23 protein-coding genes are annotated in these 24,879 nt (G+C 61.8%); 17 read left to right on the forward strand and 6 right to left on the reverse strand.

The window, feature by feature from the left end:
- A complete protein-coding gene (locus C5F70_RS26205; protein WP_046381723.1) occupies positions 1-495 on the reverse strand; it encodes a transporter substrate-binding domain-containing protein in 495 nt (164 codons plus the stop codon).
- A 133-nt stretch (positions 496-628) separates the two neighbouring features.
- Between C5F70_RS26205 and C5F70_RS26210 the strand changes: the two genes are divergently transcribed.
- On the forward strand, positions 629-1,069 hold the full coding sequence (locus C5F70_RS26210) for a DUF4399 domain-containing protein (RefSeq protein ID WP_046381724.1): 441 nt from the start codon (positions 629-631) through the stop codon (positions 1,067-1,069).
- A 67-nt stretch (positions 1,070-1,136) separates the two neighbouring features.
- Here the strand turns inward: C5F70_RS26210 and serA are convergent, their stop codons facing one another.
- Positions 1,137-2,366: a phosphoglycerate dehydrogenase gene (serA, locus tag C5F70_RS26215; RefSeq protein ID WP_017845066.1), complete on the reverse strand. Its 1,230-nt coding sequence runs from the start codon at positions 2,364-2,366 to the stop codon at positions 1,137-1,139.
- A gap of 367 nt (positions 2,367-2,733) precedes the next feature.
- Between serA and C5F70_RS26225 the strand changes: the two genes are divergently transcribed.
- The 4 genes from C5F70_RS26225 to C5F70_RS26240 all read left to right on the forward strand — a co-directional run bounded on the left by C5F70_RS26225 (position 2,734) and on the right by C5F70_RS26240 (position 6,947).
- Positions 2,734-4,128, forward strand: coding sequence for an FAD-binding oxidoreductase (locus C5F70_RS26225; protein ID WP_017845065.1), 1,395 nt, complete (start codon positions 2,734-2,736; stop codon positions 4,126-4,128).
- 22 nt (positions 4,129-4,150) lie between these two features.
- Positions 4,151-4,816 carry a fumarylacetoacetate hydrolase family protein gene (locus C5F70_RS26230; protein WP_017845064.1) on the forward strand — a complete coding sequence of 222 codons (666 nt, stop codon included), beginning with the start codon at positions 4,151-4,153 and terminating at the stop codon, positions 4,814-4,816.
- A 171-nt stretch (positions 4,817-4,987) separates the two neighbouring features.
- Positions 4,988-5,914 carry an SdiA-regulated domain-containing protein gene (locus C5F70_RS26235; RefSeq protein WP_104904281.1) on the forward strand — a complete coding sequence of 309 codons (927 nt, stop codon included), beginning with the start codon at positions 4,988-4,990 and terminating at the stop codon, positions 5,912-5,914.
- Positions 5,915-6,032: 118 nt separating this feature from the next.
- Positions 6,033-6,947, forward strand: a complete 915-nt coding sequence (locus C5F70_RS26240) for an SdiA-regulated domain-containing protein (protein WP_017845062.1) — start codon at positions 6,033-6,035, stop codon at positions 6,945-6,947.
- Positions 6,948-6,978: 31 nt separating this feature from the next.
- Here the strand turns inward: C5F70_RS26240 and rpiA are convergent, their stop codons facing one another.
- The gene (gene rpiA / locus C5F70_RS26245; protein WP_017845061.1) at positions 6,979-7,650 is read right to left on the reverse strand and encodes a ribose-5-phosphate isomerase RpiA; all 672 of its coding nucleotides are present in this window, start codon (positions 7,648-7,650) and stop codon (positions 6,979-6,981) included.
- A gap of 135 nt (positions 7,651-7,785) precedes the next feature.
- On the opposite strand from rpiA, the gene ilvA reads away from it, so the two are divergent.
- Complete coding sequence (gene ilvA / locus C5F70_RS26250) at positions 7,786-9,300, forward strand: threonine ammonia-lyase, biosynthetic (RefSeq protein WP_017845060.1); 1,515 nt, start codon at positions 7,786-7,788, stop codon at positions 9,298-9,300.
- 41 nt (positions 9,301-9,341) lie between these two features.
- Complete coding sequence (locus C5F70_RS26255; RefSeq protein WP_017845059.1) at positions 9,342-9,755, forward strand: DUF2269 family protein; 414 nt, start codon at positions 9,342-9,344, stop codon at positions 9,753-9,755.
- Positions 9,756-9,866: 111 nt separating this feature from the next.
- Here C5F70_RS26255 and C5F70_RS26260 read toward each other — a convergent pair whose 3' ends face one another.
- Positions 9,867-10,523, reverse strand: coding sequence for an HAD family phosphatase (locus C5F70_RS26260; RefSeq protein WP_017845058.1), 657 nt, complete (start codon positions 10,521-10,523; stop codon positions 9,867-9,869).
- Positions 10,524-10,666: 143 nt separating this feature from the next.
- Between C5F70_RS26260 and C5F70_RS26265 the strand changes: the two genes are divergently transcribed.
- Together C5F70_RS26265 and ptsP are read left to right on the forward strand one after the other, a co-directional pair.
- On the forward strand, positions 10,667-11,146 hold the full coding sequence (locus tag C5F70_RS26265) for an RNA pyrophosphohydrolase (RefSeq protein WP_026139795.1): 480 nt from the start codon (positions 10,667-10,669) through the stop codon (positions 11,144-11,146).
- 22 nt (positions 11,147-11,168) lie between these two features.
- On the forward strand, positions 11,169-13,448 hold the full coding sequence (ptsP, locus tag C5F70_RS26270; protein ID WP_017845056.1) for a phosphoenolpyruvate--protein phosphotransferase: 2,280 nt from the start codon (positions 11,169-11,171) through the stop codon (positions 13,446-13,448).
- Positions 13,449-13,616: 168 nt separating this feature from the next.
- Here ptsP and C5F70_RS26275 read toward each other — a convergent pair whose 3' ends face one another.
- Positions 13,617-14,363 carry an NRDE family protein gene (locus C5F70_RS26275; protein WP_046487867.1) on the reverse strand — a complete coding sequence of 249 codons (747 nt, stop codon included), beginning with the start codon at positions 14,361-14,363 and terminating at the stop codon, positions 13,617-13,619.
- A gap of 121 nt (positions 14,364-14,484) precedes the next feature.
- Here C5F70_RS26275 and C5F70_RS26280 point away from each other — a divergent pair, with 121 nt between their 5' ends.
- The 3 genes from C5F70_RS26280 to C5F70_RS26290 all read left to right on the forward strand — a co-directional run bounded on the left by C5F70_RS26280 (position 14,485) and on the right by C5F70_RS26290 (position 17,032).
- Positions 14,485-15,267, forward strand: coding sequence for a sulfite exporter TauE/SafE family protein (locus C5F70_RS26280; RefSeq protein WP_017845054.1), 783 nt, complete (start codon positions 14,485-14,487; stop codon positions 15,265-15,267).
- Positions 15,268-15,333: 66 nt separating this feature from the next.
- Positions 15,334-16,146: a prolipoprotein diacylglyceryl transferase gene (lgt, locus tag C5F70_RS26285; protein ID WP_017845053.1), complete on the forward strand. Its 813-nt coding sequence runs from the start codon at positions 15,334-15,336 to the stop codon at positions 16,144-16,146.
- A gap of 52 nt (positions 16,147-16,198) precedes the next feature.
- Positions 16,199-17,032 carry a thymidylate synthase gene (locus tag C5F70_RS26290; RefSeq protein WP_017845052.1) on the forward strand — a complete coding sequence of 278 codons (834 nt, stop codon included), beginning with the start codon at positions 16,199-16,201 and terminating at the stop codon, positions 17,030-17,032.
- A gap of 82 nt (positions 17,033-17,114) precedes the next feature.
- Here C5F70_RS26290 and cadR read toward each other — a convergent pair whose 3' ends face one another.
- Entirely contained in the window at positions 17,115-17,564 is a 450-nt protein-coding gene (gene cadR / locus C5F70_RS26295; protein WP_017845051.1) for a Cd(II)/Pb(II)-responsive transcriptional regulator, read from the reverse strand.
- An 84-nt stretch (positions 17,565-17,648) separates the two neighbouring features.
- Between cadR and C5F70_RS26300 the strand changes: the two genes are divergently transcribed.
- From C5F70_RS26300 to C5F70_RS26325, 5 genes are all read left to right on the forward strand, one after another.
- Positions 17,649-19,907, forward strand: coding sequence for a heavy metal translocating P-type ATPase (locus C5F70_RS26300; RefSeq protein ID WP_104904282.1), 2,259 nt, complete (start codon positions 17,649-17,651; stop codon positions 19,905-19,907).
- Positions 19,908-19,923: 16 nt separating this feature from the next.
- A complete protein-coding gene (locus C5F70_RS26305; protein ID WP_104904283.1) occupies positions 19,924-20,787 on the forward strand; it encodes a LysR family transcriptional regulator in 864 nt (287 codons plus the stop codon).
- A 248-nt stretch (positions 20,788-21,035) separates the two neighbouring features.
- A complete protein-coding gene (locus C5F70_RS26315; RefSeq protein WP_104904285.1) occupies positions 21,036-22,100 on the forward strand; it encodes a putative 2-aminoethylphosphonate ABC transporter ATP-binding protein in 1,065 nt (354 codons plus the stop codon).
- A 1-nt stretch (position 22,101) separates the two neighbouring features.
- Positions 22,102-23,814: a putative 2-aminoethylphosphonate ABC transporter permease subunit gene (locus tag C5F70_RS26320; RefSeq protein WP_104904286.1), complete on the forward strand. Its 1,713-nt coding sequence runs from the start codon at positions 22,102-22,104 to the stop codon at positions 23,812-23,814.
- Between the two features lie 18 nt (positions 23,815-23,832).
- Complete coding sequence (locus C5F70_RS26325) at positions 23,833-24,855, forward strand: putative 2-aminoethylphosphonate ABC transporter substrate-binding protein (RefSeq protein WP_104904287.1); 1,023 nt, start codon at positions 23,833-23,835, stop codon at positions 24,853-24,855.
- The last annotated feature ends 24 nt before the right edge of the window (positions 24,856-24,879 follow it).

Genomic DNA, 24,879 nt, shown 5'->3' on the forward strand with positions numbered 1-24,879 from the left:
TTACTGTGCTTTGACTTCCGCCGTGTCGCTTTCGAGCCACTTCTGCCCCAGCGCCTTCAACCGGCCATCGGCTTTCACCCGTTGCAGCGCATTGTCCAGGCTCGCCTTGAACGCCGGGTTGCCCTTCTGGAACGGAATGGCCAGCGCCGGCTTGTCGCGATAAGGCTCACTGAAATCGAACTGATCCTGCAACTCGGCAGTCATAGCGATATGGTTGATGGCCACGTCGTACTTGCCGCTTGCCACGCCGGGCAGCATGTCGCTGTCGTCGGTGGTGATGAACGAGGGGCGCACATCCATCTCTTTGGCCAGTTGTTCACCGAGTTCCACTTCAAAACCGGTGAGTTTCTCGCCGTCCTTGAAGTTGAAGGGCGGGGTATTGGCCTCGAGGGCGATGCGCAGTTCACCGCGGTCAAACACATCATCGATCAATTCGGCGTGAGCCAAGGGGCTCATCAGAGGAAGCAGCAGTAACAGGCCAGGCGAAAAGCGCATGGTCACTCCTAAATAATTCGAATGTGCGAGGCGCGGTTCAGCATCGCTTTGTTATGGTGTTGAGTGCCTTGGACAGCAATTAGTCGCTAAGTTGTCATAACCCTACAAATTTCATAGAAAAGTGGAGAAGCGAATGAAAGCCCTTTTGTCTCGTGTAACGATTGCCGGCGTACTATTGGGTGCTTCGATGTTGGTGACCGCCGCAGACGGCATCCCTCGCAGCGCGCCACCTGAAAATGCCAAAGTGTTTATCGTTTCGCCGAAAGACGGCGCCACCGTCGATAAAACCTTCACCGTCAAATTCGGCATGGAAGGTCTGAAACTGGCCCCGGCCACCGACCAGACCCCAGGCACCGGCCACCATCACCTGCTGGTCGACCAGAAGGCGCTGCCCGACGCCAGCGTGCCGATCCCGGCCACCGACAGCGTAATCCACTTCGGCAAGGCCCAGACCGAAACCGAGCTGACCCTGACCCCTGGCAAGCACACCTTGCAGCTGGTCGCCGGCGATAAACTGCACATGCAGTTCAACCCGACTGTAGCGTCGAAAGTGATCACGGTTAACGTCAAGTAAGATTTGTTCAGACAAAAAAATGGGAGACCCCTGCGGGCCTCCCATTTTTCGTAGGGCGTTTGAAGCGTTAGAACAGCACGCGGCAACGAATCGTGCCGTTGATGTGTTGCAGCTTCTGTTGCGCCAGGTCCGAGTACTCGGCGTCGACGTCGATCACCACGTAGCCGACCTTCTCGTTGGTCTGCAGGAACTGACCGGAAATGTTGATGCCGTTTTCCGCGAAGACCTTGTTGATCTCCATCATCACACCCGGGATGTTCTGGTGGATGTGCAGCAGACGGTGCTTGCCAGGGTGAGCCGGCAGGGCCACTTCCGGGAAGTTGACCGAGGACACCGACGTACCGTTGTCGCTGTACTTGACCAGCTTTTCCGAGACTTCCAGGCCAATGTTGGCCTGGGCTTCAGCGGTGGAGCCGCCGATGTGCGGGGTCAGGATCACGTTGTCCAGGCCACGCAGCGGGCTTTCGAAGATGTCGTCGTTGGAGCGCGGCTCCACCGGGAACACGTCGATGGCGGCGCCGATCAGGTGCTTGTCCTTGATCGCGTCGGCCAGGGCGTCCAACTCGACCACGGTGCCGCGGGCAGCGTTGATCAGGATGCCGCCTTTCTTGATCGCGCGGATTTCCTTCTCGCCGATCATCCACTGGGTCTCAGCGGTTTCCGGCACGTGCAGGGTGACGATGTCGGACATGCCCAGCAGCTCGGTCAGGCTCGACACTTGCGTGGCGTTACCCAGTGGCAGCTTGGTCAGGGTGTCGTAGAAGAACACCTGCATGCCCAGGCTTTCGGCCAGGACCGACAGTTGAGTGCCGATCGAACCGTAACCGATGATCCCCAGCTTCTTGCCGCGGATTTCGAAGGAGTTGGCTGCGCTCTTGATCCAGCCGCCACGGTGGCAGGAGGCATTCTTCTCCGGAATGCCGCGCAGCAGCAGGATGGCCTCGGCCAGCACCAGCTCCGCGACGGAACGGGTGTTGGAGTACGGTGCGTTGAACACCGCGATGCCGCGCTCGCGCGCTGCGTTAAGGTCGACCTGGTTGGTGCCGATGCAGAAACAGCCGACCGCCACGAGTTTCTTGGCGTGATCGAAGACCTCTTCGGTCAGTTGAGTGCGGGAGCGAATGCCGATGAAGTGCGCGTCGGCGATCTTTTCCTTGAGCTGGGCTTCCGGCAGAGAACTGGTGATGTACTCAATGCTGGTATACCCGGCGGCTTTCAGAACTTCGACAGCCGATGGGTGGACGCCTTCCAGAAGAAGGAACTTGATCTTGCTCTTATCGAGAGAAGTCTTGCTCATCTGCGTAAACCTGTATCCCGGAGAAAAATGGCAGGGAATCGGATCGCCGGATGTGTCCTGATTCACCAATACTGTTCCCGTTTGACGGCGTCTGTTGCCGTCATGCTGCGTTGCCGCTCCTCCCCATAGCCAGAGCTATGAGTCGTCGCGGCGCCTTGCCTGACGACAACAGCCACTCGTCAAACAGAAACGTATTGGTAAATCAGGGCACAGAGCTGACCCGGACGGCAGGAAAGCCGTCACCGCAGAACGCCCTTGGGCTCTGTCCTACGGGGGCGGTATGCTAGCATACGCGCCCCGCTAAACACCTATTCCTGCGACGTGAAGCGTTCTCAGGATGACCATGAATTGTTCGAGAGTTCTGTCGATGACCCATCCTGCCCTGATTGATGAGCTAAAGACCCTGGTTGAGCCCGGCAAAGTGCTGACCGACGCCGACTCCCTGGAGGCTTACGGCAAGGATTGGACCAAGCACTTCGCCCCGGCCCCGACTGCCATCGTATTCCCCAAGACGATTGAACAGGTGCAGGCCATCGTGCGCTGGGCCAATGAGCACAAGGTCGCGCTGGTGCCGTCCGGTGGGCGTACCGGCCTGTCGGCTGCCGCCGTTGCGGCCAATGGTGAAGTGGTCGTCTCGTTCGACTATATGAACCAGATCCTCGAGGTGAACCTCACCGACCGCACCGCCAAGTGCCAGCCGGGCGTGGTCACCAAGCAATTGCAGAACGTCGCCGAAGAGCACGGCCTGTACTACCCGGTGGACTTCGCTTCGTCCGGTTCGAGCCAGATTGGCGGCAATATCGGCACCAATGCCGGCGGGATCAAGGTCATTCGCTACGGCATGACCCGTAACTGGGTCGCCGGCATGAAGGTCGTCACCGGCAAAGGCGACGTGCTGGAACTGAACCGCGACCTGATCAAGAACGCCACCGGCTACGACATGCGCCAGTTGTTCATCGGCGCCGAAGGCACCCTGGGTTTTGTCGTGGAAGCCACCATGCGCCTGGACCGTGCGCCGAAAAACCTCACCGCGATGGTGCTCGGCACCACCGACTTCGACGCGATCATGCCGGTGTTGCACGCATTCCAGAGCAAGCTGGACCTGACCGCTTTCGAGTTTTTCTCTGACAAGGCCCTGGCCAAAGTCCTCGGCCGTGGTGACGTGCCGGCGCCGTTCGAGACCGAGTGCCCGTTCTACGCACTGCTGGAATTCGAAGCCACCACCGAAGAAGTCGCCAACCACGCCCTGGAAACCTTCGAGCACTGCGTCGAGCAGGGCTGGGTGCTGGACGGCGTGATGAGCCAGAGCGAAACCCAGCTGCACAACCTGTGGAAACTTCGCGAGTACATCTCCGAGACCATTTCCCACTGGACGCCGTACAAGAACGACATTTCGGTGACGGTATCGAAAGTGCCGGCATTCTTGAAGGAAATTGACGCGATCGTCGGCGAACACTACCCCGACTTCGAAATCGTCTGGTTCGGCCATATCGGCGACGGCAACCTGCACCTGAACATCCTCAAGCCGGAAAACCTGAGCAAGGATGAGTTCTTCGCCAAGTGCGCCACCGTGAACAAGTGGGTGTTCGAAACCGTGGCGAAGTACAACGGCTCGATCTCCGCCGAACACGGCGTGGGCATGACCAAGCGCGACTACCTGACCTACAGCCGCTCGCCGGTTGAAATCGAATACATGAAGGCCGTGAAAGCGGTGTTTGACCCGAACGGGATCATGAACCCCGGCAAGATCTTCGCTGTTTAACCGCCCCTGAAGGAGTCGTTCCATGAGCTACCAGCACAAGTATGTCGACGGCACCAACATCCACTTCCCGGTGGGTAAAGTGGTGTGTATTGGGCGCAACTACGCCGAACATGCCAAGGAACTGGATAACCCGGTACCGACCGAACCGTTGCTGTTCATCAAGCCGGGCAGCTGCGTTGTGGCGCTGGAAGGCGGTTTCAGCATCCCGACCGAACGCGGTTCGGTGCATTACGAAGCGGAAATCGCGGTGCTGATCGGCAAACCCCTGTCGACCAAGCCCAGCCGCGAAGAAGTGCTCGATGCCATCTCCGGCTTCGCCCCGGCCCTGGACCTGACCCTGCGCGACAAGCAGGCCGAGTTGAAAGCCAAGGGCTTGCCGTGGGAAATCGCCAAGTCCTTCGACGGCGCGGCGGTGATCGCGCCGTTCGTGGTCGGCAGCACCTTCCCGGACCTGACCGATATCGGCATTCGCCTGAGCATCAACGGCGAAGTGCGCCAGAATGGCAACAGCGCGGCCATGCTCAACCCGATCATCCCGATGATCCAGTACATGGCCGGCTGCTTCTCGCTGCAGGCCGGCGACGTGATCCTCACCGGCACCCCCGCTGGCGTTGGGCCGTTGAATGTCGGTGACAAGCTGGTGCTGGAACTGTCCGGTGTGACCCGCTTCGAAAGCAGCGTTCGCTAACTTCGGCACAACCCCGTGGCGAGCGAACAAGCTCGCTCGCCACAGGTCCCGCACCCGTTTCGGTTGTTTGCATTTTTTTCACACCCCATCCGGATAATCTTCAGCCTCTAGCGCGCGGGCCGGTTATTCCTGTGCTTTCACCTAACGCTGACTTTCCGGAAAAAGCGCTCAATGGCCGTGTCCCTGCCTACCGTCACCTCCAAGCCACGCTCTCGTTTTGCTCTGCGCTGGTATTCCTGGCTGCTTCTGGTCGGGGCGATTGTGTATGGCGTTGCCTGGGCCATGCATTGGGATGACCGCGGTGTGTTGTGGGTCGTGGAACGTTTTGAAAGCCCGGCCAAACGCCAAGCGAGCGTGTGGCTCCCGGATTACCGCGCCGTCATCGACGCCAAGCGGCTGCCCGGTATGGAGAAGGACGAGGCCTCGGACCTGTCCTACAATCCGCAGACGAAAACCCTGTTTTCCGTCATGGGCAAAAATCCATTCCTCGTCGAGTTGACCCTGCAAGGCGATGTGCTGCGCAAGATGCCCCTTAACGGTTGGAACAACCCGGAAGGTGTGACGGTGATGGAAAACGGCCTGATGGCCGTGGTCGATGAACGCCAGCACAGCCTGACCATCGTCAAGGTCGACGCCAGCACCACGGCGTTGAACAAGGCCGACTTCCCGAGTTACGACCTGGGCCCGTCCAAAGACCAGAACAAAGCTTTTGAAGGCGTCACCTGGGACAAGCGCAACCAGCAGTTCGTGCTCGGCGAAGAACGCCCGCCGGCGCTGTTCACCTGGAAAAGCGACGGCAGCCAGACCCTGGTCGGTGACAAGCAAAAGCTCGCCAATACAAAGCTCGACATGCGCAACCTCTCGGCGCTAACCATCGATCCGCGCACCGGGCACCTGCTGGCGCTGTCGGCAGAGTCCCACCTGCTGCTGGAACTGGATGAAAAGGGCGAGCCAGTCAGCTTCATGACCTTGCTCGGCGGCTTCAACGGCCTCAAGAACACGATCTCGCGTGCCGAAGGCGTGACCCTGGACGAGAACGGCAACCTCTACATGGTCAGTGAGCCGAACCTGTTCTATCGTTTCGAAAAACAGAAATAACAACCGATTACGTCGGATATTTCTCTATCCGCGGCATACGCCACACACCGGGCGCGTTTAAGTTTAAATTCAGGCGGGCGTGATATTCATTCGCCATTTTTGACTTTGAGCCCGCCCGATGCGTCGACTTGCCCGCCCCAAACCGGCTTTTTTCATACTGGTGCTGATCGCCTTGATGGGCGCGGGCGTTGTCGCACAACAGTTTCGTCTGTTCGAACGGGCCTGGTTCAATTGGCAGGTGTGGGGCCAGCCTGTTGGCGAACGCGCCATTGGCCTGGCGGATTACCGGGTCAGCGTCGAGGGCCAGGTGATCGAAGGCCTGGATGACGACGTCTCCGCGTTGACCTACGACCCGGTGCGTAAAAGCCTGTTTACCGTCACCAACAAAAACGCCGAGCTGGTCGAACTGTCCCTCGCTGGCAAGATCCTGCGACGGATTTCCCTGGTCGGCTTCGGAGATGCCGAGGCCGTGGAATTTATCAGCGACAACATCTATGTCATCAGCGATGAGCGCCAACAGCGCCTGATCAAGGTGCATGTGGACGACGATACGCAGTTCCTCGACGCCGCCGACGCGGAGCAGATGACCCTGGGTGTGCATGTGGGGGGCAACAAGGGGTTTGAAGGGCTTGCCTACGACTCGGTGGGCAAGCGCCTGTTCGTGGCGAAGGAACGCGACCCGATGGTGATCTATGAGGTTCACGGGTTTCCCCATTTCAAACCGGAAAAAACCTACTCGGTCCACGTCATCAACAACCCCAAGCGCGATGCCGGGCTGTTCGTGCGCGACCTGTCGAGCCTGCAATACGACGAACGCAGCGGCCATTTACTGGCGCTGTCGGATGAGTCATTCCTGGTGTTGGAGCTGGATATCGACGGTCGCCCGTTAAGCAGTTTGTCGCTGCTTAACGGGCGCCATGGCCTGAATGCGCGGGTGCCGCAGGCCGAAGGGATCGCCATGGATGACGCGGGTACGTTGTACCTGGTCAGCGAGCCGAACCTGTTCTACGTGTTCAAGAAACCAGAATCCTGAACACACCGCCGACCCCACATTCGGTTGTGCGTCAGGCCTTGAGGGTTTTCACGCCTTCCGCGGTGCCCAGCAGCAGCACGTCAGCCGGGCGTGCGGCGAACAGGCCGTTGGTGACCACGCCGACGATGGCGTTGATCTGCGTCTCAAGCTCCACCGGGTTGGTGATCTGCATGTTGTACACGTCGAGGATGATGTTGCCGTTGTCGGTCAACACGCCTTCGCGGTACACCGGGTCGCCGCCCAGCTTCACCAGCTCGCGGGCCACGTGGCTGCGGGCCATCGGGATCACTTCCACCGGCAGCGGGAAGGCGCCGAGTACCGGCACCAGTTTGCTGGCGTCGGCGATGCAGATAAAGGTCTTGGCCACGGCCGCGACGATCTTCTCGCGGGTCAGGGCCGCGCCACCGCCCTTGATCAGGTTCAGGTGCGCGTCGCTTTCATCGGCGCCGTCGACGTAGAACTCCAGGTCGCTGACGGTATTGAGCTCGTACACCGGAATGCCATGGCCCTTGAGGCGCGCGGCGGTGGCTTCGGAGCTGGCCACGGCGCCATCGAACGCGCCCTTGTGCTTGGCCAGCGCATCGATGAAGCAGTTGGCAGTGGAGCCGGTGCCGACGCCGACGATGCTCTTGTCATCGAGTTTAGGAAGGATTAAATCGACGGCGGCCTGGGCCACTGCCTGTTTGAGTTGATCCTGGGTCATGCGGGCTCCGGAACGGGCGGGGAGTAGAGAGGGCGCGAGTATAACCCATCAAAACCTTTGGATTCGTGTGGTCGCCCGGCCAAACGCTGAGTTAGACTCGTCGACCCTGCCCACTCCGCCCAGTGATGCCTGCCGATGCTTGAACAGTACGTCAAAAAGATCCTCACCTCGCGCGTTTACGACGTTGCCATAGAAACCCCCTTGCAGGCCGCCCGCCAGCTCTCCGAGCGGCTGGGCAACAAGGTCTTGCTCAAGCGGGAAGACCTGCAGCCGGTGTTCTCGTTCAAGATTCGCGGCGCGTACAACAAGCTGACCCAGTTGACGGCCGATGAGCGCGCGCGTGGCGTGGTCACCGCTTCGGCGGGCAACCATGCCCAGGGCCTGGCCCTGGCGGCCAAGGTGCTGGGGGTCAAGGCCACTATCGTGATGCCCAAGACCACCCCGGAAATCAAGGTCGAAGGCGTGCGTTCCCGTGGTGGCAAAGTGGTGCTGCACGGTGATTCGTTCCCGGAAGCCCTGGCCTACTCGCTGAAACTGGTCGACGAAAAAGGCTACGTCTACATTCACCCCTACGACGACCCGCACACCATTGCCGGGCAGGGGACCGTGGCGATGGAGATCCTGCGCCAGCACCCTGGGCCGCTGGACGCGATCTTCGTGCCGGTCGGCGGCGGAGGGCTGATCGCCGGTATCGCGGCGTATGTGAAATACCTGCGTCCGGAGATCAAGATCATCGGCGTCGAGCCGGACGACTCCAACTGCCTGCAGGCCGCCATGGCCGCCGGCGAGCGCGTGGTGCTGCCGACCGTGGGGATTTTTGCCGATGGCGTGGCGGTGGCGCAGATCGGCCAGTACACCTTCGACATCTGCAAAGACTATGTGGACGAAGTGATCACTGTCAGCACCGATGAAATCTGTGCGGCGATCAAGGACATCTATGACGACACCCGTTCCATCACCGAACCGGCGGGCGCCCTGGGTGTGGCGGGCATCAAGAAATACGTCGAGAGCCGTGGCGTCACCGGGCAAACCCTGGTGGCCATCGACTCCGGCGCCAACGTCAACTTCGACCGCCTGCGCCATGTGGCCGAGCGCGCCGAGCTGGGTGAAGGCCGCGAAGCCATCATCGCCGTGACCATCCCCGAGAAGCCGGGCAGCTTCAAGGCGTTCTGCGAGGCCGTGGGCAAGCGCCAGATCACCGAATTCAACTATCGCTACCACTCCGGCCGCGAGGCGCACATTTTCGTCGGCGTGCAGACCCACCCGGAAAACGATCCGCGCAGCGCATTGATCGCCAGCCTGACCAGCCAGGGTTTCCCGGTGCTCGACCTGACCGAGAACGAACTGGCCAAGTTGCACATCCGCCATATGGTCGGCGGGCACGCGGCGAAGGTCAGCGATGAAGTGGTGTTTCGCTTCGAATTCCCGGAGCGGCCGGGCGCCTTGTTCAACTTTCTTAACAAATTAGGCGGGCGCTGGAACATCTCGATGTTCCACTATCGCAACCACGGCGCAGCCGACGGCCGCGTGGTCGCCGGCCTGCAAGTCCCGGCGGACGAGCGCCATCTGGTATCGGCAGCCCTTGAAGCCATCGGCTACCCGTACTGGGATGAAAGCGATAACCCGGCTTACAAACTGTTCCTCGGTTGAGCGACTACGCTGATTGGGGCGGCCTTTAAGGAAGACGACACATGGAAACCCTGACCACCCTCAAAGTTATCCACATGGCGGCGACCGTGTTGCTGCTGCTCAGCGGCCTCGGCCTGGCGCTGCTGGCCTGGCGCAAACGCAGCGCCGGCCCGGCGATCACCGTGCAGCGCCCGTGGGCGTTCGTATGGTTGTTGATGGGGATCTGCCTGATCAGCATGCCGTTTACCGGCTGGTGGCTGGTGCATCTGGTCGGCTGGCCGCTGGGGCAGACCTGGATCCTGGGTTCCAGCCTGCTCTACACCGTCGCGGCGCTGTGCTGGTTCTGGCTGGTGGCGCGGCTCAATCGCTTGCGCAAGGGCGAGGGCGGTAGCCTGAATTTCACCTTGGCATTGGCGGTGGTCAGCCTGGTGGGGTTTGTGGCGATTGCGGGGTTGATGGGCGCCAAGCCGGTTTAAGGCTTGGGACCGAGTTGTCTGCATCGGGAGCAAGCTCCCTCCCACATTTAACCGCGTACATCCGTTGAAATGCAGTTAAATGTGGGAGGGGGCTTGCCCCCGATAGGGCCATCAGCTCCGCAGCGTAATCACCGGCCAGCCGCGTTTTTCAGCCTCAGCCCGCAGATTCGGGTCCGGGTCTACCGCGATCGGATACGTCACCTGCTCCAACAGCGACAAGTCATTCATCGAATCGCTGTAGAAGTAGCTGCCTTCCAGGCTGTGCCCGGTTTCTTCCAGCCAGCGGTTCAGGCGCGTCACCTTGCCTTCGCGAAAGCACGGTACATCCGTACTGCGCCCGGTGTAGCGGCCGTCTTCCATCTCGCATTCGGTGGCGATCAGGGCGTCCACGCCCAGGCGTGCGGCAATTGGCGCGGTGACGAAGCGGTTGGTCGCGGTGATGATCACCAGCTTGTCGCCAGCGGCGCGGTGCTTGGCCAGCAGTTCAAATGCCTGCGGCAGCATGATCGGCTCGATGCAGTCGCGCATGTAGTCGTTGTGCCATGCCTCCAGTTGGGCCATTTCGGTGCGGCCGAGGATTTCCAGGCAAAAATTCAGGTAGGCCGCGTTATCCAGCTGGCCGGCCAGGTAGTCCTGATAGAATTCGTCGTTGCGTGCCTTGTAGGTCACCGGGTCGAGAAATCCGCGTTCACAGAGGTAATCGCCCCAGGCGTGATCGCTGTCACCCCCCAGAAGCGTGTTGTCCAAGTCGAATAAAGCCAGGCGCATTACAGTTACCCGCTGAAAAGTCTGTAAAAAGGCGTCCAGAATACGGTCTTTTCACAAGACTGCACATAAGCTAAGAAGCCTCGTTGCCGCTGGAACAACCTTTGTGGAACAATGCGACGACATGCGTTTGCGAGGTTGTTGCCGTGATCGACCCCGATGGTTTCCGTCCTAATGTCGGGATTATTCTTACGAATGATTCCGGACAGGTCCTATGGGCTCGCCGAATCAACCAAGATGCCTGGCAGTTTCCTCAAGGTGGGATCAACCCTGACGAAACCCCTGAAGACGCCTTGTACCGCGAGTTGAACGAAGAAGTCGGCCTTGAGCGCGAAGATGTGCAAATTTTGGCCTGTACCCGTGGCTGGTTGCGTTATCGTTTGCCGCAACGCCTGGTGCGGACCCACAGCCAACCGCTGTGTATCGGCCAGAAGCAGAAATGGTTTCTCCTGCGCCTGATCTCCAACGAGCAGCGGGTGCGGATGGATTTGACCGGTAAACCGGAGTTCGATGGCTGGCGTTGGGTCAGTTATTGGTATCCGTTGGGCCAGGTGGTGACATTCAAGCGCGAGGTTTATCGTCGCGCTCTCAAAGAGCTTGCCCCGCGCCTTTTAACGCGCGACTGACGACGGAGTTCGACCCCGAGCCATGCTCAATACGCTGCGCAAGATCGTCCAGGAAGTTAACTCCGCCAAGGATCTCAAGGCGGCGTTGGGGATTATTGTGTTGCGCGTCAAGGAAGCCATGGGCAGCCAGGTCTGCTCGGTTTACCTGCTGGACCCCGAGACCAACCGTTTTGTGCTGATGGCGACCGAGGGCTTGAACAAGCGCTCCATCGGCAAGGTCAGCATGGCGCCCAATGAAGGTCTGGTGGGCTTGGTAGGGACGCGTGAAGAACCCCTGAACCTTGAAAACGCGGCTGATCACCCGCGTTATCGCTACTTTGCCGAAACCGGCGAAGAGCGCTACGCCTCGTTCCTCGGCGCGCCGATCATTCACCACCGCCGCGTTGTCGGCGTGTTGGTCATCCAGCAGAAAGAACGCCGCCAGTTCGACGAAGGCGAAGAAGCCTTCCTCGTGACCATGAGCGCGCAATTGGCCGGGGTGATCGCCCATGCCGAAGCCACCGGCTCGATTCGCGGCCTGGGGCGCCAGGGCAAGGGCATCCAGGAAGCCAAGTTCGTCGGCGTACCGGGCTCGCCAGGTGCGGCCGTCGGTACGGCCGTGGTCATGTTGCCGCCGGCCGACCTCGATGTGGTGCCGGACAAGACCGTCAGCGACATCGACGCCGAAATCAAACTGTTCAAGACCGCCCTGGAAGGCGTGCGCGCCGACATGCGCAACCTGTCGAACAAGCTCGCCACCCAACTGCGCCCCGAAGAGCGAGCGCTGTTCGAGGTGTACCAGATGATGCTGGATGACGCGTCGCTGGGCAGCGAAGTCAAAAACGTGATCAAGACCGGCCAGTGGGCCCAGGGCGCGCTGCGCCAGGTGGTCTCCGATCACGTCAACCGTTTCGAATTGATGGACGACGCCTACCTGCGCGAGCGCGCCTCGGATGTGCGCGACCTCGGTCGCCGTCTGCTCGCTTACTTGCAGGAAGACCGTTCCACCAACCTGGTCTACCCCGACAACACCATCCTGATCAGTGAAGAACTGACCGCCACCATGCTCGGCGAAGTGCCGGAAGGCAAACTGGTGGGCCTGATCTCGGTGCTCGGTTCGGGCAACTCCCACGTCGCGATCCTGGCCCGGGCCATGGGCATTCCGACGGTGATGGGCCTGGTGGACCTGCCGTACTCCAAGGTCGACGGCATCGAAATGATCGTCGACGGCAACCGTGGCGAGGTGTTCACCAACCCCAGCGAAGTGATGCGCAAGCAGTACGCCGAGGTGGTGGAAGAGGAACGCCAACTGTCCCAGGGCCTCGACGCCTTGCGCGAACTGCCCTGCGTGACCCTCGACGGGCATCGCGTGCCGCTGCTGGTCAACACCGGCCTGCTCGCCGATGTGGCCCGCGCGCAACAACGCGGCGCCGAAGGGGTTGGGCTGTACCGCACCGAAGTGCCGTTCATGATCAACCAGCGCTTTCCGAGCGAGAAGGAGCAGCTGGCGATTTATCGCGAGCAACTGTCCGCCTTCCATCCGTTGCCGGTGACGATGCGCAGCCTGGACATTGGCGGCGATAAGTCACTGTCGTATTTCCCGATCAAGGAAGACAACCCCTTCCTCGGCTGGCGCGGGATTCGCGTCACCCTCGACCACCCGGAAATTTTCCTCGTACAAACCCGCGCCATGCTCAAGGCCAGCGAAGGCCTGAACAACCTGCGCATCCTGCTGCCGATGATCTCCGGCACCCATGAGCTGGAAGAAGCCCTGCACCTGATCCACCGCGCCTGGGGCGAGGTGCGCGACGAAGGCGCCGACGTACCGATGCCGCCGATCGGCGTGATGATCGAAATTCCGGCGGCGGTGTACCAGGCCAAGGAACTGGCGCGGCAGGTGGACTTCCTGTCGGTGGGCTCCAACGACCTGACCCAATACCTGCTGGCCGTGGACCGCAACAACCCACGGGTGGCCGACCTCTACGACTACCTGCACCCGGCGGTGCTGCAAGCGCTGCAACATGTGGTGCGCGACGCCCATGCCGAAGGCAAGCCGGTGAGCATCTGCGGGGAAATGGCCGGCGATCCGGCGGCAGCGGTGCTGTTGATGGCGATGGGCTTTGACAGCCTGTCGATGAACGCCACCAACTTGCCGAAGGTGAAGTGGCTGCTGCGCCAGGTCAACCTGAGCATGGCCAAGGAACTGCTGGCCGAGTTGATGACCATCGACAACCCGCAAGTTATCCACAGCTCGCTGCAACTGGCGCTGAAGAACCTGGGGTTGACGCGGATGATCAACCCGGCCTCAGCCAAAACCCTCTAAAACCTGGCGCCGATCAAAAATGTGGGAGGGGCGGTGCGACGATTCGACTTGCCCCCGATTACGGAGTGTCAGTCAGCACACGAGCTTGCTCGCGAAAAACCTGAGGGTACCGCGTGCATTCAGGGGGGCGCGCGTCATCGTTGACGTTTTTCGCGAGCAAGCTCGCTCCTACAGGTTGAGTTCGACTTCGCCGAGCCGCCCACCGTGCGGCCCAAAACTGCGCTCCACCATCTGCCGCGTGCCGTCCGCATTCACAATCAGCGCTGTACTCGCCCGTGTCCCATAACTGGGGCTGGCGATAAATACGCTTGATAGCAAACTCTCGGTCGCCAAGCCCACGCCGGTGTCCGGCAAGTCGGCAAACGGCGCGGTCTGTGGGTCGCTCAAGATATCCAGCAAGGTTTCCGGCTGCGGGTTCTCCAGTACCTCGCCCAGCGCCGCCTTGGCCTTGAGCAATTTCGGCCATGGCGTGTCGAGCCCTGCATTGGAAAGGCCGTACACCCCGGCGGGCAGCTGCGTAGGCACGCTGTCGCGGGCGTTGTAATGCCACAGCTCCTCCCGCGTGCCCACCAGCAGGTTGAACCCGGCATATTCAATCGAACGGCCGTTGATCTCCGCCAAATACTGCTCAAGCGGCAGCGAACCGCTGAGAAACCGCGCCACCAGTTCCCCACGCGACTTGCGGGCCGGCGGTTGATGCGGGTCGCGGATATTGGTCAGGGCGGCAAACCGTCCGTCGGCGTTCACCCCCAGCCAGGTGCCGCCCGCTTCCTGGTCGCGGCCGGCATAGACGGCAGGCGCATCCGGCCACTGGGCCAGCGGCAGGCTGGGGCGGGCGTAGAACTCGTCACGGTTGGCCGCGACGATCAGCGGTTGGGCATGGCCCGGCCGCCAGGCGAAAACAATCAGGCACATCAGGCGATCCCCCTTTGTGTGTTTGGCCACTCTACCTACACTGGCGCGGGCGTTCCATCGTATCCAGTTGGGTCGCATGCCTTCCATCCGTTAACATGCCGGACTTGGTTTGGGGGCTCCCATGGAATTTCTGCTGTATTTACTGCTGGGCGCCTGTGCCGGGGTGCTCGCCGGGCTGTTTGGCGTGGGCGGCGGGATCATTATCGTGCCGGTGCTGGTGTTCAGCTTCACCTTGCAGGGCTTCGACCCGCAGGTGCTGACCCACCTGGCCGTGGGCACGTCCCTGGCGACGATCATCTTCACCTCGATCAATGCCGTGCGTGAGCACCATCGACGGGGCGCAGTGCGCTGGCCGATCTTTGTGTGGATGACCGTGGGCATCCTGATCGGCGCCGGTTTTGGCGCGCTGACCGCCGAGGCGATTTCCGGCCCCCACTTGCAGAAGATCATCGGCGTGTTCGCGCTGATCATCGCCGTGCAGTTGGCCCTGGAGGTCAAGCCCAAGGCCAGTCGAACGGTGCCGGGCAAGCTCGGTCTGACCCTGGCGGGCACGGTGATCGGCTGGGCCTCGGCGATTTTCGGGATTGGCGGCGGTTCGCTGACCGTGCCGTTTTTGACCTGGCGCAGCGTGCCGATGCAGCAAGCGGTGGCCACTTCGTCGGCCTGCGGGCTGCCGATTGCGCTGGCCAGTGCATTAAGTTTCATGATTCTGGGCTGGCATGACCCGCTGCTGCCCGCTCATAGTCTAGGGTTCGTGTATTTGCCGGCGCTGCTGGGCATTGCCCTGACCAGCATGGTGTTTGCCCGCTTCGGCGCGCGCCTGGCGCACCGTTTGTCGCCGCGCTTGCTCAAACGCCTGTTTGCCGGGCTGCTGTTTTGCGTGGGTTTGAATTTCTTGCTGTAACGCAGCCTTAATCGCGCCCGGGCATGGTCCCGGTCGCCATAACGAATGATTTAACGAGGAGTCGCAATGCTGCCTTACCCGCAGATCGACCCGGTGGCCCTGGCCATCGGTCCGCTGAAAATCCATTGGTACGGGTTGATGTACCTGATCGGCATCGGCGGCGCCTGGTTTATGGCGTCCCGGCGTCTGAACCGTTTCGACCCGACGTGGACCAAGGAAAAACTCTCCGACCTGATTTTCTGGTTGTCGATGGGGGTCATCGTCGGCGGACGCCTGGGGTATGTGCTGTTTTACGACTTGCCCGCCTACATCGCCAACCCGACGCTGATCTTCGAGGTATGGAAGGGCGGCATGGCCTTCCACGGTGGGTTTATCGGCGTGATGCTCGCCGCCTGGTGGTTTGGCCGCCGCAACGGCAAGTCATTCTTCCAACTGATGGACTTCGTTGCGCCGTTCGTGCCGATCGGCCTGGGCGCCGGGCGTATCGGTAACTTCATCAATGCCGAACTGTGGGGCAAGCCGACCGACGTGCCGTGGGCCATGGTGTTCCCGCCGTTCAGCGACCCGGCGCAATTGCCGCGCCATCCGTCGCAGCTGTACCAGTTCGCCCTGGAAGGTGTGGCACTGTTCCTCATTCTGTACATTTTCTCGCGCAAGCCACGGCCGACCATGGCTGTGTCGGGTATGTTCGCGTTGTTCTACGGCATCTTCCGTTTTGTCGTCGAGTTCGTGCGCGTCCCGGATGCACAACTGGGCTACCTGGCGTTCGGTTGGGTGACCATGGGCCAGATCCTCAGTCTGCCGATGATCATCGTCGGCCTGGGCCTGCTGTGGTGGGCGTACAACCGTCCGCAACCGTTGAAGAACACCGCGCTTTGAATTCGAATGCCGAGGCCTGCGAGGTCTCGGCTGCACCGATACGGGTAATGACATGAAGCAATATCTCGAACTACTGAACGACGTCGTGACCAATGGCCTGACCAAGGGCGACCGCACCGGCACCGGCACCAAGGCTGTGTTTGCCCGTCAGTATCGGCATAACTTGGCCGACGGCTTCCCGCTGCTGACCACCAAGAAGCTTCACTTCAAAAGCATCGCCAACGAATTGATCTGGATGTTGAGCGGCAACACCAACATCAAGTGGCTGAACGAGAACGGCGTGCGTATCTGGGACGAGTGGGCCACCGAAGACGGTGATCTGGGCCCGGTGTACGGCGAGCAGTGGACCGCCTGGCCGACCAAGGACGGCGGCACGATCAATCAGATCGACTACATGGTCGAGACGCTGAAGACCAACCCCAACAGCCGCCGCATCCTGTTCCACGGCTGGAACGTCGAGTACCTGCCGGACGAGACCAAGAGCCCCCAGGAAAATGCGCGCAACGGCAAGCAGGCCCTGCCGCCGTGCCACCTGCTGTACCAGGCGTTCGTGCATGACGGCCATCTGTCGATGCAGTTGTATATCCGCAGCTCCGACGTATTCCTCGGCCTGCCGTACAACACCGCCGCGCTGGCGCTGCTGACCCACATGCTGGCCCAGCAGTGCGACCTGATCCCCCACGAGATCATCGTCACCACCGGCGACACCCACGCCTACAGCAACCACATGGAACAGATCCAGACCCAACTGGCGCGCACGCCGAAGAAGCTGCCGGAATTGGTGATCAAGCGTAAGCCTGCGTCGATCTATGACTACAAGTTCGAAGACTTCGAAATCGTCGGTTACGACGCTGACCCAAGCATCAAGGCCGACGTCGCCATCTAAAGGCTGCCTCAGTCTAAAGGTGTGGGCTTGTGTGGGAGGGAGCAAGCCCCCTCCCACACTTTGATTCGGTTACCAGGCTGAATTAATGCCCATGGCTTCTGCCCACATGCGAAGGCTCAGCCTCGCTGGCGGCGACACTGCCGCTGACCTCCAGCCGCTGCAATATCCCGCACTGATCCAGCTCCGGCCCGCTGCCACAGCGCTGGCGCAGGTCGATCAGCTGTTCCTGCAATGCCAACAGGCCGTCGATCCGCGCTTTGACATGGTGGATATGCTCGTCGATCAGCGCATTCACGTTTTCGCATTGGTCCTGCGGGCTGTCTCGTAAGCCCAGCAGGCTGCGGATTTCTTCCAGGGTCATGTCCAGGCTGCGGCAGTTGCGGATAAACACCAACCGCTCGGTGTGCGCCTGGGTGTACACGCGGTAGTTGGCCTCGGTGCGTGCCGGTGGTGGCAGCAAGCCTTCCTTCTCGTAATAACGGATGGTTTCCACCGGGCAGTCGGTCAGCTTGGCCAATTCGCCGATCTTCATCGCAACAATCTCCAAATGGGTGCTTGACCCTATAGTGGCTACAGGGTCTTTACTTGGCAACAGGCACCTTACGGACGCGACCAGATGAGCGACTCCCATCACACCCCGCACACGCACGATCACGCGCATGACCACGCTCATGCGCCGAAAAAACTGACGCCGGTGCATGACCACGGCCACGCCGGTTCCTGCTGCTCCGGCACGCCAGCCCCGGCGTTGGTGCAACTGAGCGCCGCGCCCAGCGCCGATTCGCGCCTGAGCACCTTCCGCATCGAAGCCATGGACTGCCCCACCGAGCAGACCCTGATCCAGAACAAACTGGGCAAGCTTGCCGGTGTGCAGCAGCTGGAATTCAACCTGATCAACCGCATCCTCGGCGTCACCCATGACCTGCCGAGCACCGCGCCGATCATCGACGCCATCAAGTCCCTGGGCATGCAGGCCGATCCGATCGAAGAGGGCACCCCGGCTGCCGCACCGCCGGCGAAGAAACACTGGTGGCCGTTGGCGTTGTCCGGCGTCGGCGCCCTGGCGGCCGAAGTGATCCACTTCACCAACGCGGCCCCGACCTGGGTGATCGCCCTGGTGGCACTGGTCTCGATCCTCAGCGGCGGCCTGACCACCTATAAAAAGGGCTGGATCGCCCTGAAAAACCTCAACCTGAACATCAACGCGCTGATGAGCATCGCCGTGACCGGCGCGATCCTGATCGGCCAATGGCCGGAAGCGGCGATGGTGATGTTCCTGTTCACCGTGGCCGAATTGATCGAAGCCAAGTCCCTCGACCGCGCGCGCAATGCCATCAGCGGCTTGATGCAGATGACCCCGGAACGGGCCACAGTGCGCCAGGCCGACGGCAGTTGGGCCGAACGGGAAGTGAACAGTGTGGAATTGGGCGCCATCGTGCGGGTTCGCCCCGGCGAGCGCATCGGCCTGGACGGCGAAGTCACCGCCGGCCAGTCGACCATCGACCAGGCGCCGATCACCGGCGAAAGCCTGCCGATTGAAAAAACCGTGGGCGATAAAGTCTTCGCCGGCACCATCAACCAGGCCGGTTCCCTGGAATACGCAGTCACGGCGGCCGCCAGCAACTCGACCCTGGCGCGGATCATCCACGCCGTGGAACAGGCTCAGGGCGCCCGCGCGCCGACCCAGCGTTTTGTCGACCGTTTCGCGAAGATCTACACCCCGGCGGTATTCCTGTTTGCCCTGGGCGTGGCGCTGATCCCGCCGCTGTTCATGGCCGGCGTCTGGTTCGACTGGATCTACCGCGCCCTGGTGCTGTTGGTGGTCGCATGCCCGTGCGCCTTGGTGATCTCCACCCCGGTGACCATCGTCAGTGGCCTGGCCGCAGCGGCGCGCAAAGGCATCCTGATCAAGGGCGGCGTGTACCTGGAGGGCGGTTACAAGCTCGACTACCTGGCCCTCGACAAGACCGGCACCATCACCCACGGCAAACCGGTGCAAACCGACTACCTGGCCCTGTTCCCGAATGTCGAAGACAGTGCGCCGGCGTTGGCCGCTGCCCTCGCCGGGCGTTCCGACCACCCGGTATCGCTGGCCATCGCCAACGCGGCTGTGGATAAAAACCTGCCGCGCCATGCTGTGGATAACTTCACTGCCCTGACCGGTCGCGGTGTGCGCGGTGATATCAACGGCGCAACCTACCACCTGGGCAACCACCGCCTGGTGGAAGAACTCGGCCTGTGCTCGCCCGCGCTGGAAGACAAACTCTTCGCCCTGGAGAAACAAGGCAAATCCGTGGTGCTGCTGCTCGACAAATCCGGCCCGCTGGCGCTGTTCGCCGTGGCCGACACGGTCAAGGACAGCAGCCGCGAAGCGATCCAGCAGTTGCACGAGCTGGGCATCAAAACCCTGATGCTCACCGGCGATAACACCCACACGGCCCAGGCGATTGCAGCCCAGGTCGGCATCGACCAGGCCCAGGGCGACCTGTTGCCCACCGACAAACTGCTAGCCATCGAAGCCCTTTACGGCCAAGGCCGGCGCGTGGGCATGGTTGGCGACGGCATCAACGACGCCCCGGCGTTGGCCCGCGCCGAGATCGGTTTTGCCATGGCCGCGGCAGGCACCGACACTGCCATCGAAACTGCCGACGTGGCCTTGATGGACGATGATTTGCGCAAGATTCCGGCTTTCATTCGGTTGTCGCGGCAAACCTCGAGTATCCTCAAGCAGAACATCGCCCTGGCGCTGGTGATCAAGGCGGTCTTCCTTGCGGTCACCTTCCTGGGCATGGCCACCATGTGGATGGCGGTGTTTGCCGACATGGGCGTAAGCCTGCTGGTGGTGTTCAATGGCCTGCGCCTGCTGCGCAAATAAATGATGTGAGGGTGGTGTGCTGAGTGCCGAGTTGAAGGCGTTTTTTATGGTCGCCCGCCTGGGCAGCATTACCCAGGCGGCGAAAAAACTCGGCCTGAGCCAGCCCACCGTCACCACGCAGATCCGCAACCTGGAAAGCCAGTACGGCGTCGAGCTGTTCTATCGCGGGGGCCGCCGCCTGACGGTCAGCGACGAAGGCGCGCGCCTGCTGCCGATGGTCAAGACGCTGTTGCAACAGGAAGCGGATATCGAGTTTTTCCTGCGTAACAGTGGCCAGGTCCAGGGCGCATTGCGGATTGCCGCGACGGCGCCGTATTACATCCTCGACCTGGTCAAAGCCTTCCGCGAGCGTTTGCCCCAGGTGGAAGTGTCGGTGGAAATCGGCAACTCCCAACAGGTGCTCGAAGCCCTGGATGATTACCGCGTCGACGTCGCCGCGTCCTCGCAACTGCTGGAAGACCCGCGCCTGATTCGCCGTGTGCTGGGCACCGATCCGCTGGTGCTGGCGGTGCATCGCAACCACCCGTTGGCGACGCTCGATCATGTGCCGTTGACCGCGCTGGCCGGGCATACGCTGTTGATGCGTGAAGCCGGCTCCACCACGCGACGCCTGACGGAACAGCTGCTGCAGGGCGCCGGCGTGAGTTACGGGCCGCTGCTGGAAATCGGCAGCCGCGAGTCGATTCGTGAAGCGGTGCTGCGCAATATCGGCATCAGCATCATCGCCCGCCAGGAAGTGCCCCACGACCCGCAACTGCGAGTGCTGACCATCGAGAACGCGCCGCAGATCGCTGAGTACCTCTACTGCCTCAAGGAAAGAAAAGGCGCTCGCCTGCCAGCTGCTTTTCTCGGGTTGGCGCAGGAAATGTCGCCGCTTTGACAGGTGGTGGTGGTCTTGAGGGCGCTATCGGGGGCAAGCCCCCTCCCACACTTGACCGAGTTCCAACATGAGAATGCGGTCAAAATGTGGGAGGGGGCTTGCCCCCGATAGCGCCCTCAAGGCCACCCCTTCTGGATAAACCCTACCCAAATCCACCAATACCACTATCGCCACGTTTTGCCTTTCTGCCACATCAGGGACGCATTGCCTGCCTAGCATGGCCCTCATCCGTTTGATGAGGTGCCTCCATGAACACAGCCCTGACCCAACCCGGCGCGCCAATGAAGGTGCGCGGTATCCAGAAACGCTTCGGCGCCTTTACCGCGCTGGACAACGTGTCCCTGGACGTCGCCGCCGGCGAGCTGGTGTGCCTGCTGGGCCCGTCCGGTTGCGGCAAGACCACGCTGCTGCGCTGCATCGCCGGCCTCGAGCGCCAGGACTGTGGGGAGCTTTACCTGGGGGAGCGGGATGTTTCCCTGCTGCCGCCGCAGGCGCGGGACTACGGCATTTTGTTCCAGTCCTACGCGTTGTTCCCCAACCTCAGCGTTGAAGCGAATATCGGCTACGGCCTCACCGGCAGCGGTCGCGATGAAGTGCGCAAGCGTGTCGGTCAGATGCTCGAACTGGTCGGCCTGCTCGGCAGCGAAAAGAAATACCCCGGCCAACTCTCCGGCGGCCAGCAACAACGGGTCGCCCTGGCCCGCGCCTTGGCACCGGCACCCTCGCTGTTGCTGCTCGATGAGCCGATGTCGGCCCTCGACGCCCGCGTCCGTGAGCACCTGTGTACCGAACTGCGCCAACTGCAACGGCGCCTGGGCGTCACCACGCTGATGGTCACCCACAATCAGGACGAAGCCATGTTGATGGCCGACCGCATTGCCGTGATGAACAACGGTAAGGTCGAGCAATACGCCACGCCCCAAGAGATCTACGACCGCCCGGCCACACCATTCGTGGCGGAGTTCGTCGGCCAGGGCAATTGGCTGCCGTTCAGCCGCAGCAGCGCGAGCCATGCGCAGGTCGGCGGGATGCACATGCGCCTCGCCGATGATGCTGGCGCGGCCACCTCCGGGCGCCTGTTCTGCCGCCCGGAGGCGATCAGCGTCAACCCGCTGGTGCATGAAGAGAACCTGTTTGCGGCCAAGGTCCGCGAGATCACCTTCCTCGGCAACCGTTGCCGCATGAGCTTTGAACTGGCGCAACTGCCCGGTCATCCGCTGCTGGCCGAACTGGCTCCGGAAGCCATGCCGCGCCTGGGGGCCCAGGACATCTGGGTCGCGTTGCCGCCGCGCAGCCTGCAGGTGTTTGCCTGACATGGGTGCGCTGATGACGCTGCCCATTGCACGCCGGGTGTCCCGCGCCGAGTTGGGCGACCGCCTTTTCGTGCTGGGCGGCAAATGGCTATGGCTGTGCCTGCTGGGCATCGCGGTGTTGTTGCCACTGTTGGCGATCTTCTGGCGCGGCTTCAGCAGCGAAGCCGGGCAGGGCGGCGGGCTGGTGGCGGCGCGGGAACTGGTCAGCAGCGCCAACTTCCACTGGCTGCTTGGGAATAGCCTGAAAGTCTCCCTCAGCGTGGCGGTCATTGTCGTACCGCTGGCGTATCTGTTTGCCTATGCGCTGCAACGCACACTGATCCCGGCCAAGGCGCTCTGGCGCGGGCTGTCGCTGCTGCCCTTGATGGCACCGTCGATGCTGCCGGGGATCGCGTTGGTCTATCTGTTCGGCAACCAGGGCCTGCTGCGCGGTTTGTTGTCGGAGAATATCTACGGCTTCTGGGGCATTGTCCTCGGTGAGGTGATCTACACCTTCCCACACGCCTTGATGATCCTGTTGTCGGCGCTTTCCCTGGCGGATGCGCGCTTGTTCGATGCCGCCTCGAGCATGGGCGCCAGCCCGGCCCGGGCATTTCGCAGCATCACTTGGCCAGCCACGCGCCAGGCAGTGTTCGCCGCGTTTTGCCTGGTGTTCACCCTGACCATCACCGACTTTGGCGTACCGGTGGTGGTCGGCGGCGATTATCAGGTGCTGGCGCTGGAAGCCTACAAGGCCGTGGTCGGCCAGCAACAGTTCGGGCGCGGGGCGTTGATCGGCATGGTGTTGCTGCTGCCGGCGCTGTTCAGCTTTGGCGTCGATACCTGGCTGCGTCGGCGCCAGGGCGATGCCATGGGCGGCCGTGCCCAGGTGTTCCAGCCGGCCCCGTCGCGGCGGCGCGATGCGTGTTACCTGGCCATCGTGCTGCTGATCTGCGCGGTGTTGCTGCTGGTGTTCGGCATGGCGGTGTACTCGTCGCTGGTGAAGTTCTGGCCCTACAACCTGTCGCTGTCGCTCAACCACTACCAGTTCGAAGACACAGCCGGCGGCGGCTGGCTGGCGTACCGCAACAGCCTGACCCTGGCGCTGTGTACGGCGTTGATCGGCAGCGTGCTGATCTTCACCGGCGCCTACCTGATGGAAAAAACCCAGGGCCAGAAGGGCCTCAACCTGGCGCTGCGCATGCTCAGCTTCGTGCCGATGGCCGTGCCGGGCCTGGTGCTGGGCCTGGGCTACGTCTTCTTCTTCAACCTCAGCGGCAACCCGCTGCATGTGTTCTACGGCACCATGACGCTGCTGGTGGTGTGTACCATCGCTCATTATTTGACCACCGCGCAGATGACCGCCACCACCGCGCTGCGCCAGTTGGACGCCGAGTTCGAAGCCGCCGCGTTGTCGCTCAAGGCGCCGCTGTACCGCCACTACCTGCGCGTCACCGTGCCGATCTGCCTGCCGGCGCTGCTGGACATTGTGCGCTACCTGTTTGTGTCGGCGATGACCACTGTCTCGGCGGCGATCTTCCTCTACAGCCCCGACACCATCCTCGCCGCCGTCGCCGTGTTGAACATGGACGACGCCGGCAATGTGGGCGGCGCGGCGGCCATGTCCACTTTGATCCTGTTCACTTCGGCCAGCGTCTCGCTGTTGCTGGCGTGGGCCTCACGTGGCGCGTTGCGCCGCTCCCAAGCCTGGCGCCAGACCGCGCCGGGCCAATAACCCTGAAGGAGGTATGCCATGTTCAAGCCCCTCTCGTTGGTCGCTGCCGTACTCACTGCATTCAGCCTGAATGCCTTCGCCAAGACTGAATTGACCGTGTACACGGCCCTCGAAGCCGAGCAATTGAAGACCTATAAACAGGCCTTCGAGCAGGCCAACCCCGACATCGAAATCAAATGGGTGCGTGACTCCACCGGCATCATCACCGCCAAGCTGCTCGCGGAAAAAGACCGCCCGCAAGCCGATGTGGTCTGGGGCCTGGCCGCGTCGAGCCTGGCGATCCTCGACCAGCAAGGCATGCTCGAAAGTTACGCGCCCAAGGGCCTGGACAAGATCGGCAAACACTACCGTGACGCCGCCAACCCGCCTGCGTGGGTCGGCATGGACGTCTGGGCCGCGACGATCTGCTTCAACACCGTCGAAGCCGAGAAGCAGGGCCTGAGCAAACCGGTGAGCTGGCAAGACCTGACCAAGCCTGAGTACAAGGGCAAGATCGTGATGCCCAACCCGGCGTCCTCGGGCACCGGTTTCCTGGATGTGAGCGCCTGGCTGCAGACCTTCGGCGAGAAGCAGGGCTGGCAGTACATGGACGACCTGCACCAGAACATCGGCCAGTACGTCCACTCCGGTTCCAAGCCGTGCAAGCTGGCAGCTTCGGGTGAATTCCCGATCGGTATTTCCTTCGAATACCCGGCCGTGCAGCTGAAGCGCCAGGGCGCGCCGCTGGACATCATCCTGCCGAAAGAAGGCCTGGGCTGGGACATCGAAGCGACGGCGGTGATCAAAGGCAGCGCCCACGCCGACGCGGCGAAGAAACTCGCCGACTTCTCCGCCAGCACCGCGGCGATGGACCTGTACAAGGACAACTTCGCCGTGCTCGCCCAGCCGGGCATCGCCAAGCCGCAGACCGAATTGCCGGCGGACTACGAGCAGCGGCTGATCAAGAACGACTTCACCTGGGCCTCGAAAAACCGCGACAGCATTCTGACTGAATGGCGCAAGCGCTATGACGGTAAGTCGGAGAAGGTAGCGGGTCAGTAAATACTCCGTTTGGGCTGATGGCCT

This window comes from Pseudomonas sp. LH1G9 (genome assembly GCF_002949975.1).
Classification (GTDB): domain Bacteria; phylum Pseudomonadota; class Gammaproteobacteria; order Pseudomonadales; family Pseudomonadaceae; genus Aquipseudomonas; species Aquipseudomonas veronii.

What these genes read in the sequence shown, in the direction of transcription:
- C5F70_RS26205 (WP_046381723.1), bottom strand. Translation starts at nt 495, where the DNA reads ATGCGCTTTTCGCCTGGCCTGTTACTGCTGCTTCCTCTGATGAGCCCC.
- C5F70_RS26210 (WP_046381724.1), top strand. Translation starts at nt 629, where the DNA reads ATGAAAGCCCTTTTGTCTCGTGTAACGATTGCCGGCGTACTATTGGGT.
- serA (WP_017845066.1), bottom strand. Translation starts at nt 2,366, where the DNA reads ATGAGCAAGACTTCTCTCGATAAGAGCAAGATCAAGTTCCTTCTTCTG.
- C5F70_RS26225 (WP_017845065.1), top strand. Translation starts at nt 2,734, where the DNA reads ATGACCCATCCTGCCCTGATTGATGAGCTAAAGACCCTGGTTGAGCCC.
- C5F70_RS26230 (WP_017845064.1), top strand. Translation starts at nt 4,151, where the DNA reads ATGAGCTACCAGCACAAGTATGTCGACGGCACCAACATCCACTTCCCG.
- C5F70_RS26235 (WP_104904281.1), top strand. Translation starts at nt 4,988, where the DNA reads ATGGCCGTGTCCCTGCCTACCGTCACCTCCAAGCCACGCTCTCGTTTT.
- C5F70_RS26240 (WP_017845062.1), top strand. Translation starts at nt 6,033, where the DNA reads ATGCGTCGACTTGCCCGCCCCAAACCGGCTTTTTTCATACTGGTGCTG.
- rpiA (WP_017845061.1), bottom strand. Translation starts at nt 7,650, where the DNA reads ATGACCCAGGATCAACTCAAACAGGCAGTGGCCCAGGCCGCCGTCGAT.
- ilvA (WP_017845060.1), top strand. Translation starts at nt 7,786, where the DNA reads ATGCTTGAACAGTACGTCAAAAAGATCCTCACCTCGCGCGTTTACGAC.
- C5F70_RS26255 (WP_017845059.1), top strand. Translation starts at nt 9,342, where the DNA reads ATGGAAACCCTGACCACCCTCAAAGTTATCCACATGGCGGCGACCGTG.
- C5F70_RS26260 (WP_017845058.1), bottom strand. Translation starts at nt 10,523, where the DNA reads ATGCGCCTGGCTTTATTCGACTTGGACAACACGCTTCTGGGGGGTGAC.
- ptsP (WP_017845056.1), top strand. Translation starts at nt 11,169, where the DNA reads ATGCTCAATACGCTGCGCAAGATCGTCCAGGAAGTTAACTCCGCCAAG.
- C5F70_RS26275 (WP_046487867.1), bottom strand. Translation starts at nt 14,363, where the DNA reads ATGTGCCTGATTGTTTTCGCCTGGCGGCCGGGCCATGCCCAACCGCTG.
- C5F70_RS26280 (WP_017845054.1), top strand. Translation starts at nt 14,485, where the DNA reads ATGGAATTTCTGCTGTATTTACTGCTGGGCGCCTGTGCCGGGGTGCTC.
- lgt (WP_017845053.1), top strand. Translation starts at nt 15,334, where the DNA reads ATGCTGCCTTACCCGCAGATCGACCCGGTGGCCCTGGCCATCGGTCCG.
- C5F70_RS26290 (WP_017845052.1), top strand. Translation starts at nt 16,199, where the DNA reads ATGAAGCAATATCTCGAACTACTGAACGACGTCGTGACCAATGGCCTG.
- cadR (WP_017845051.1), bottom strand. Translation starts at nt 17,564, where the DNA reads ATGAAGATCGGCGAATTGGCCAAGCTGACCGACTGCCCGGTGGAAACC.
- C5F70_RS26300 (WP_104904282.1), top strand. Translation starts at nt 17,649, where the DNA reads ATGAGCGACTCCCATCACACCCCGCACACGCACGATCACGCGCATGAC.
- C5F70_RS26315 (WP_104904285.1), top strand. Translation starts at nt 21,036, where the DNA reads ATGAACACAGCCCTGACCCAACCCGGCGCGCCAATGAAGGTGCGCGGT.
- C5F70_RS26320 (WP_104904286.1), top strand. Translation starts at nt 22,102, where the DNA reads ATGGGTGCGCTGATGACGCTGCCCATTGCACGCCGGGTGTCCCGCGCC.
- C5F70_RS26325 (WP_104904287.1), top strand. Translation starts at nt 23,833, where the DNA reads ATGTTCAAGCCCCTCTCGTTGGTCGCTGCCGTACTCACTGCATTCAGC.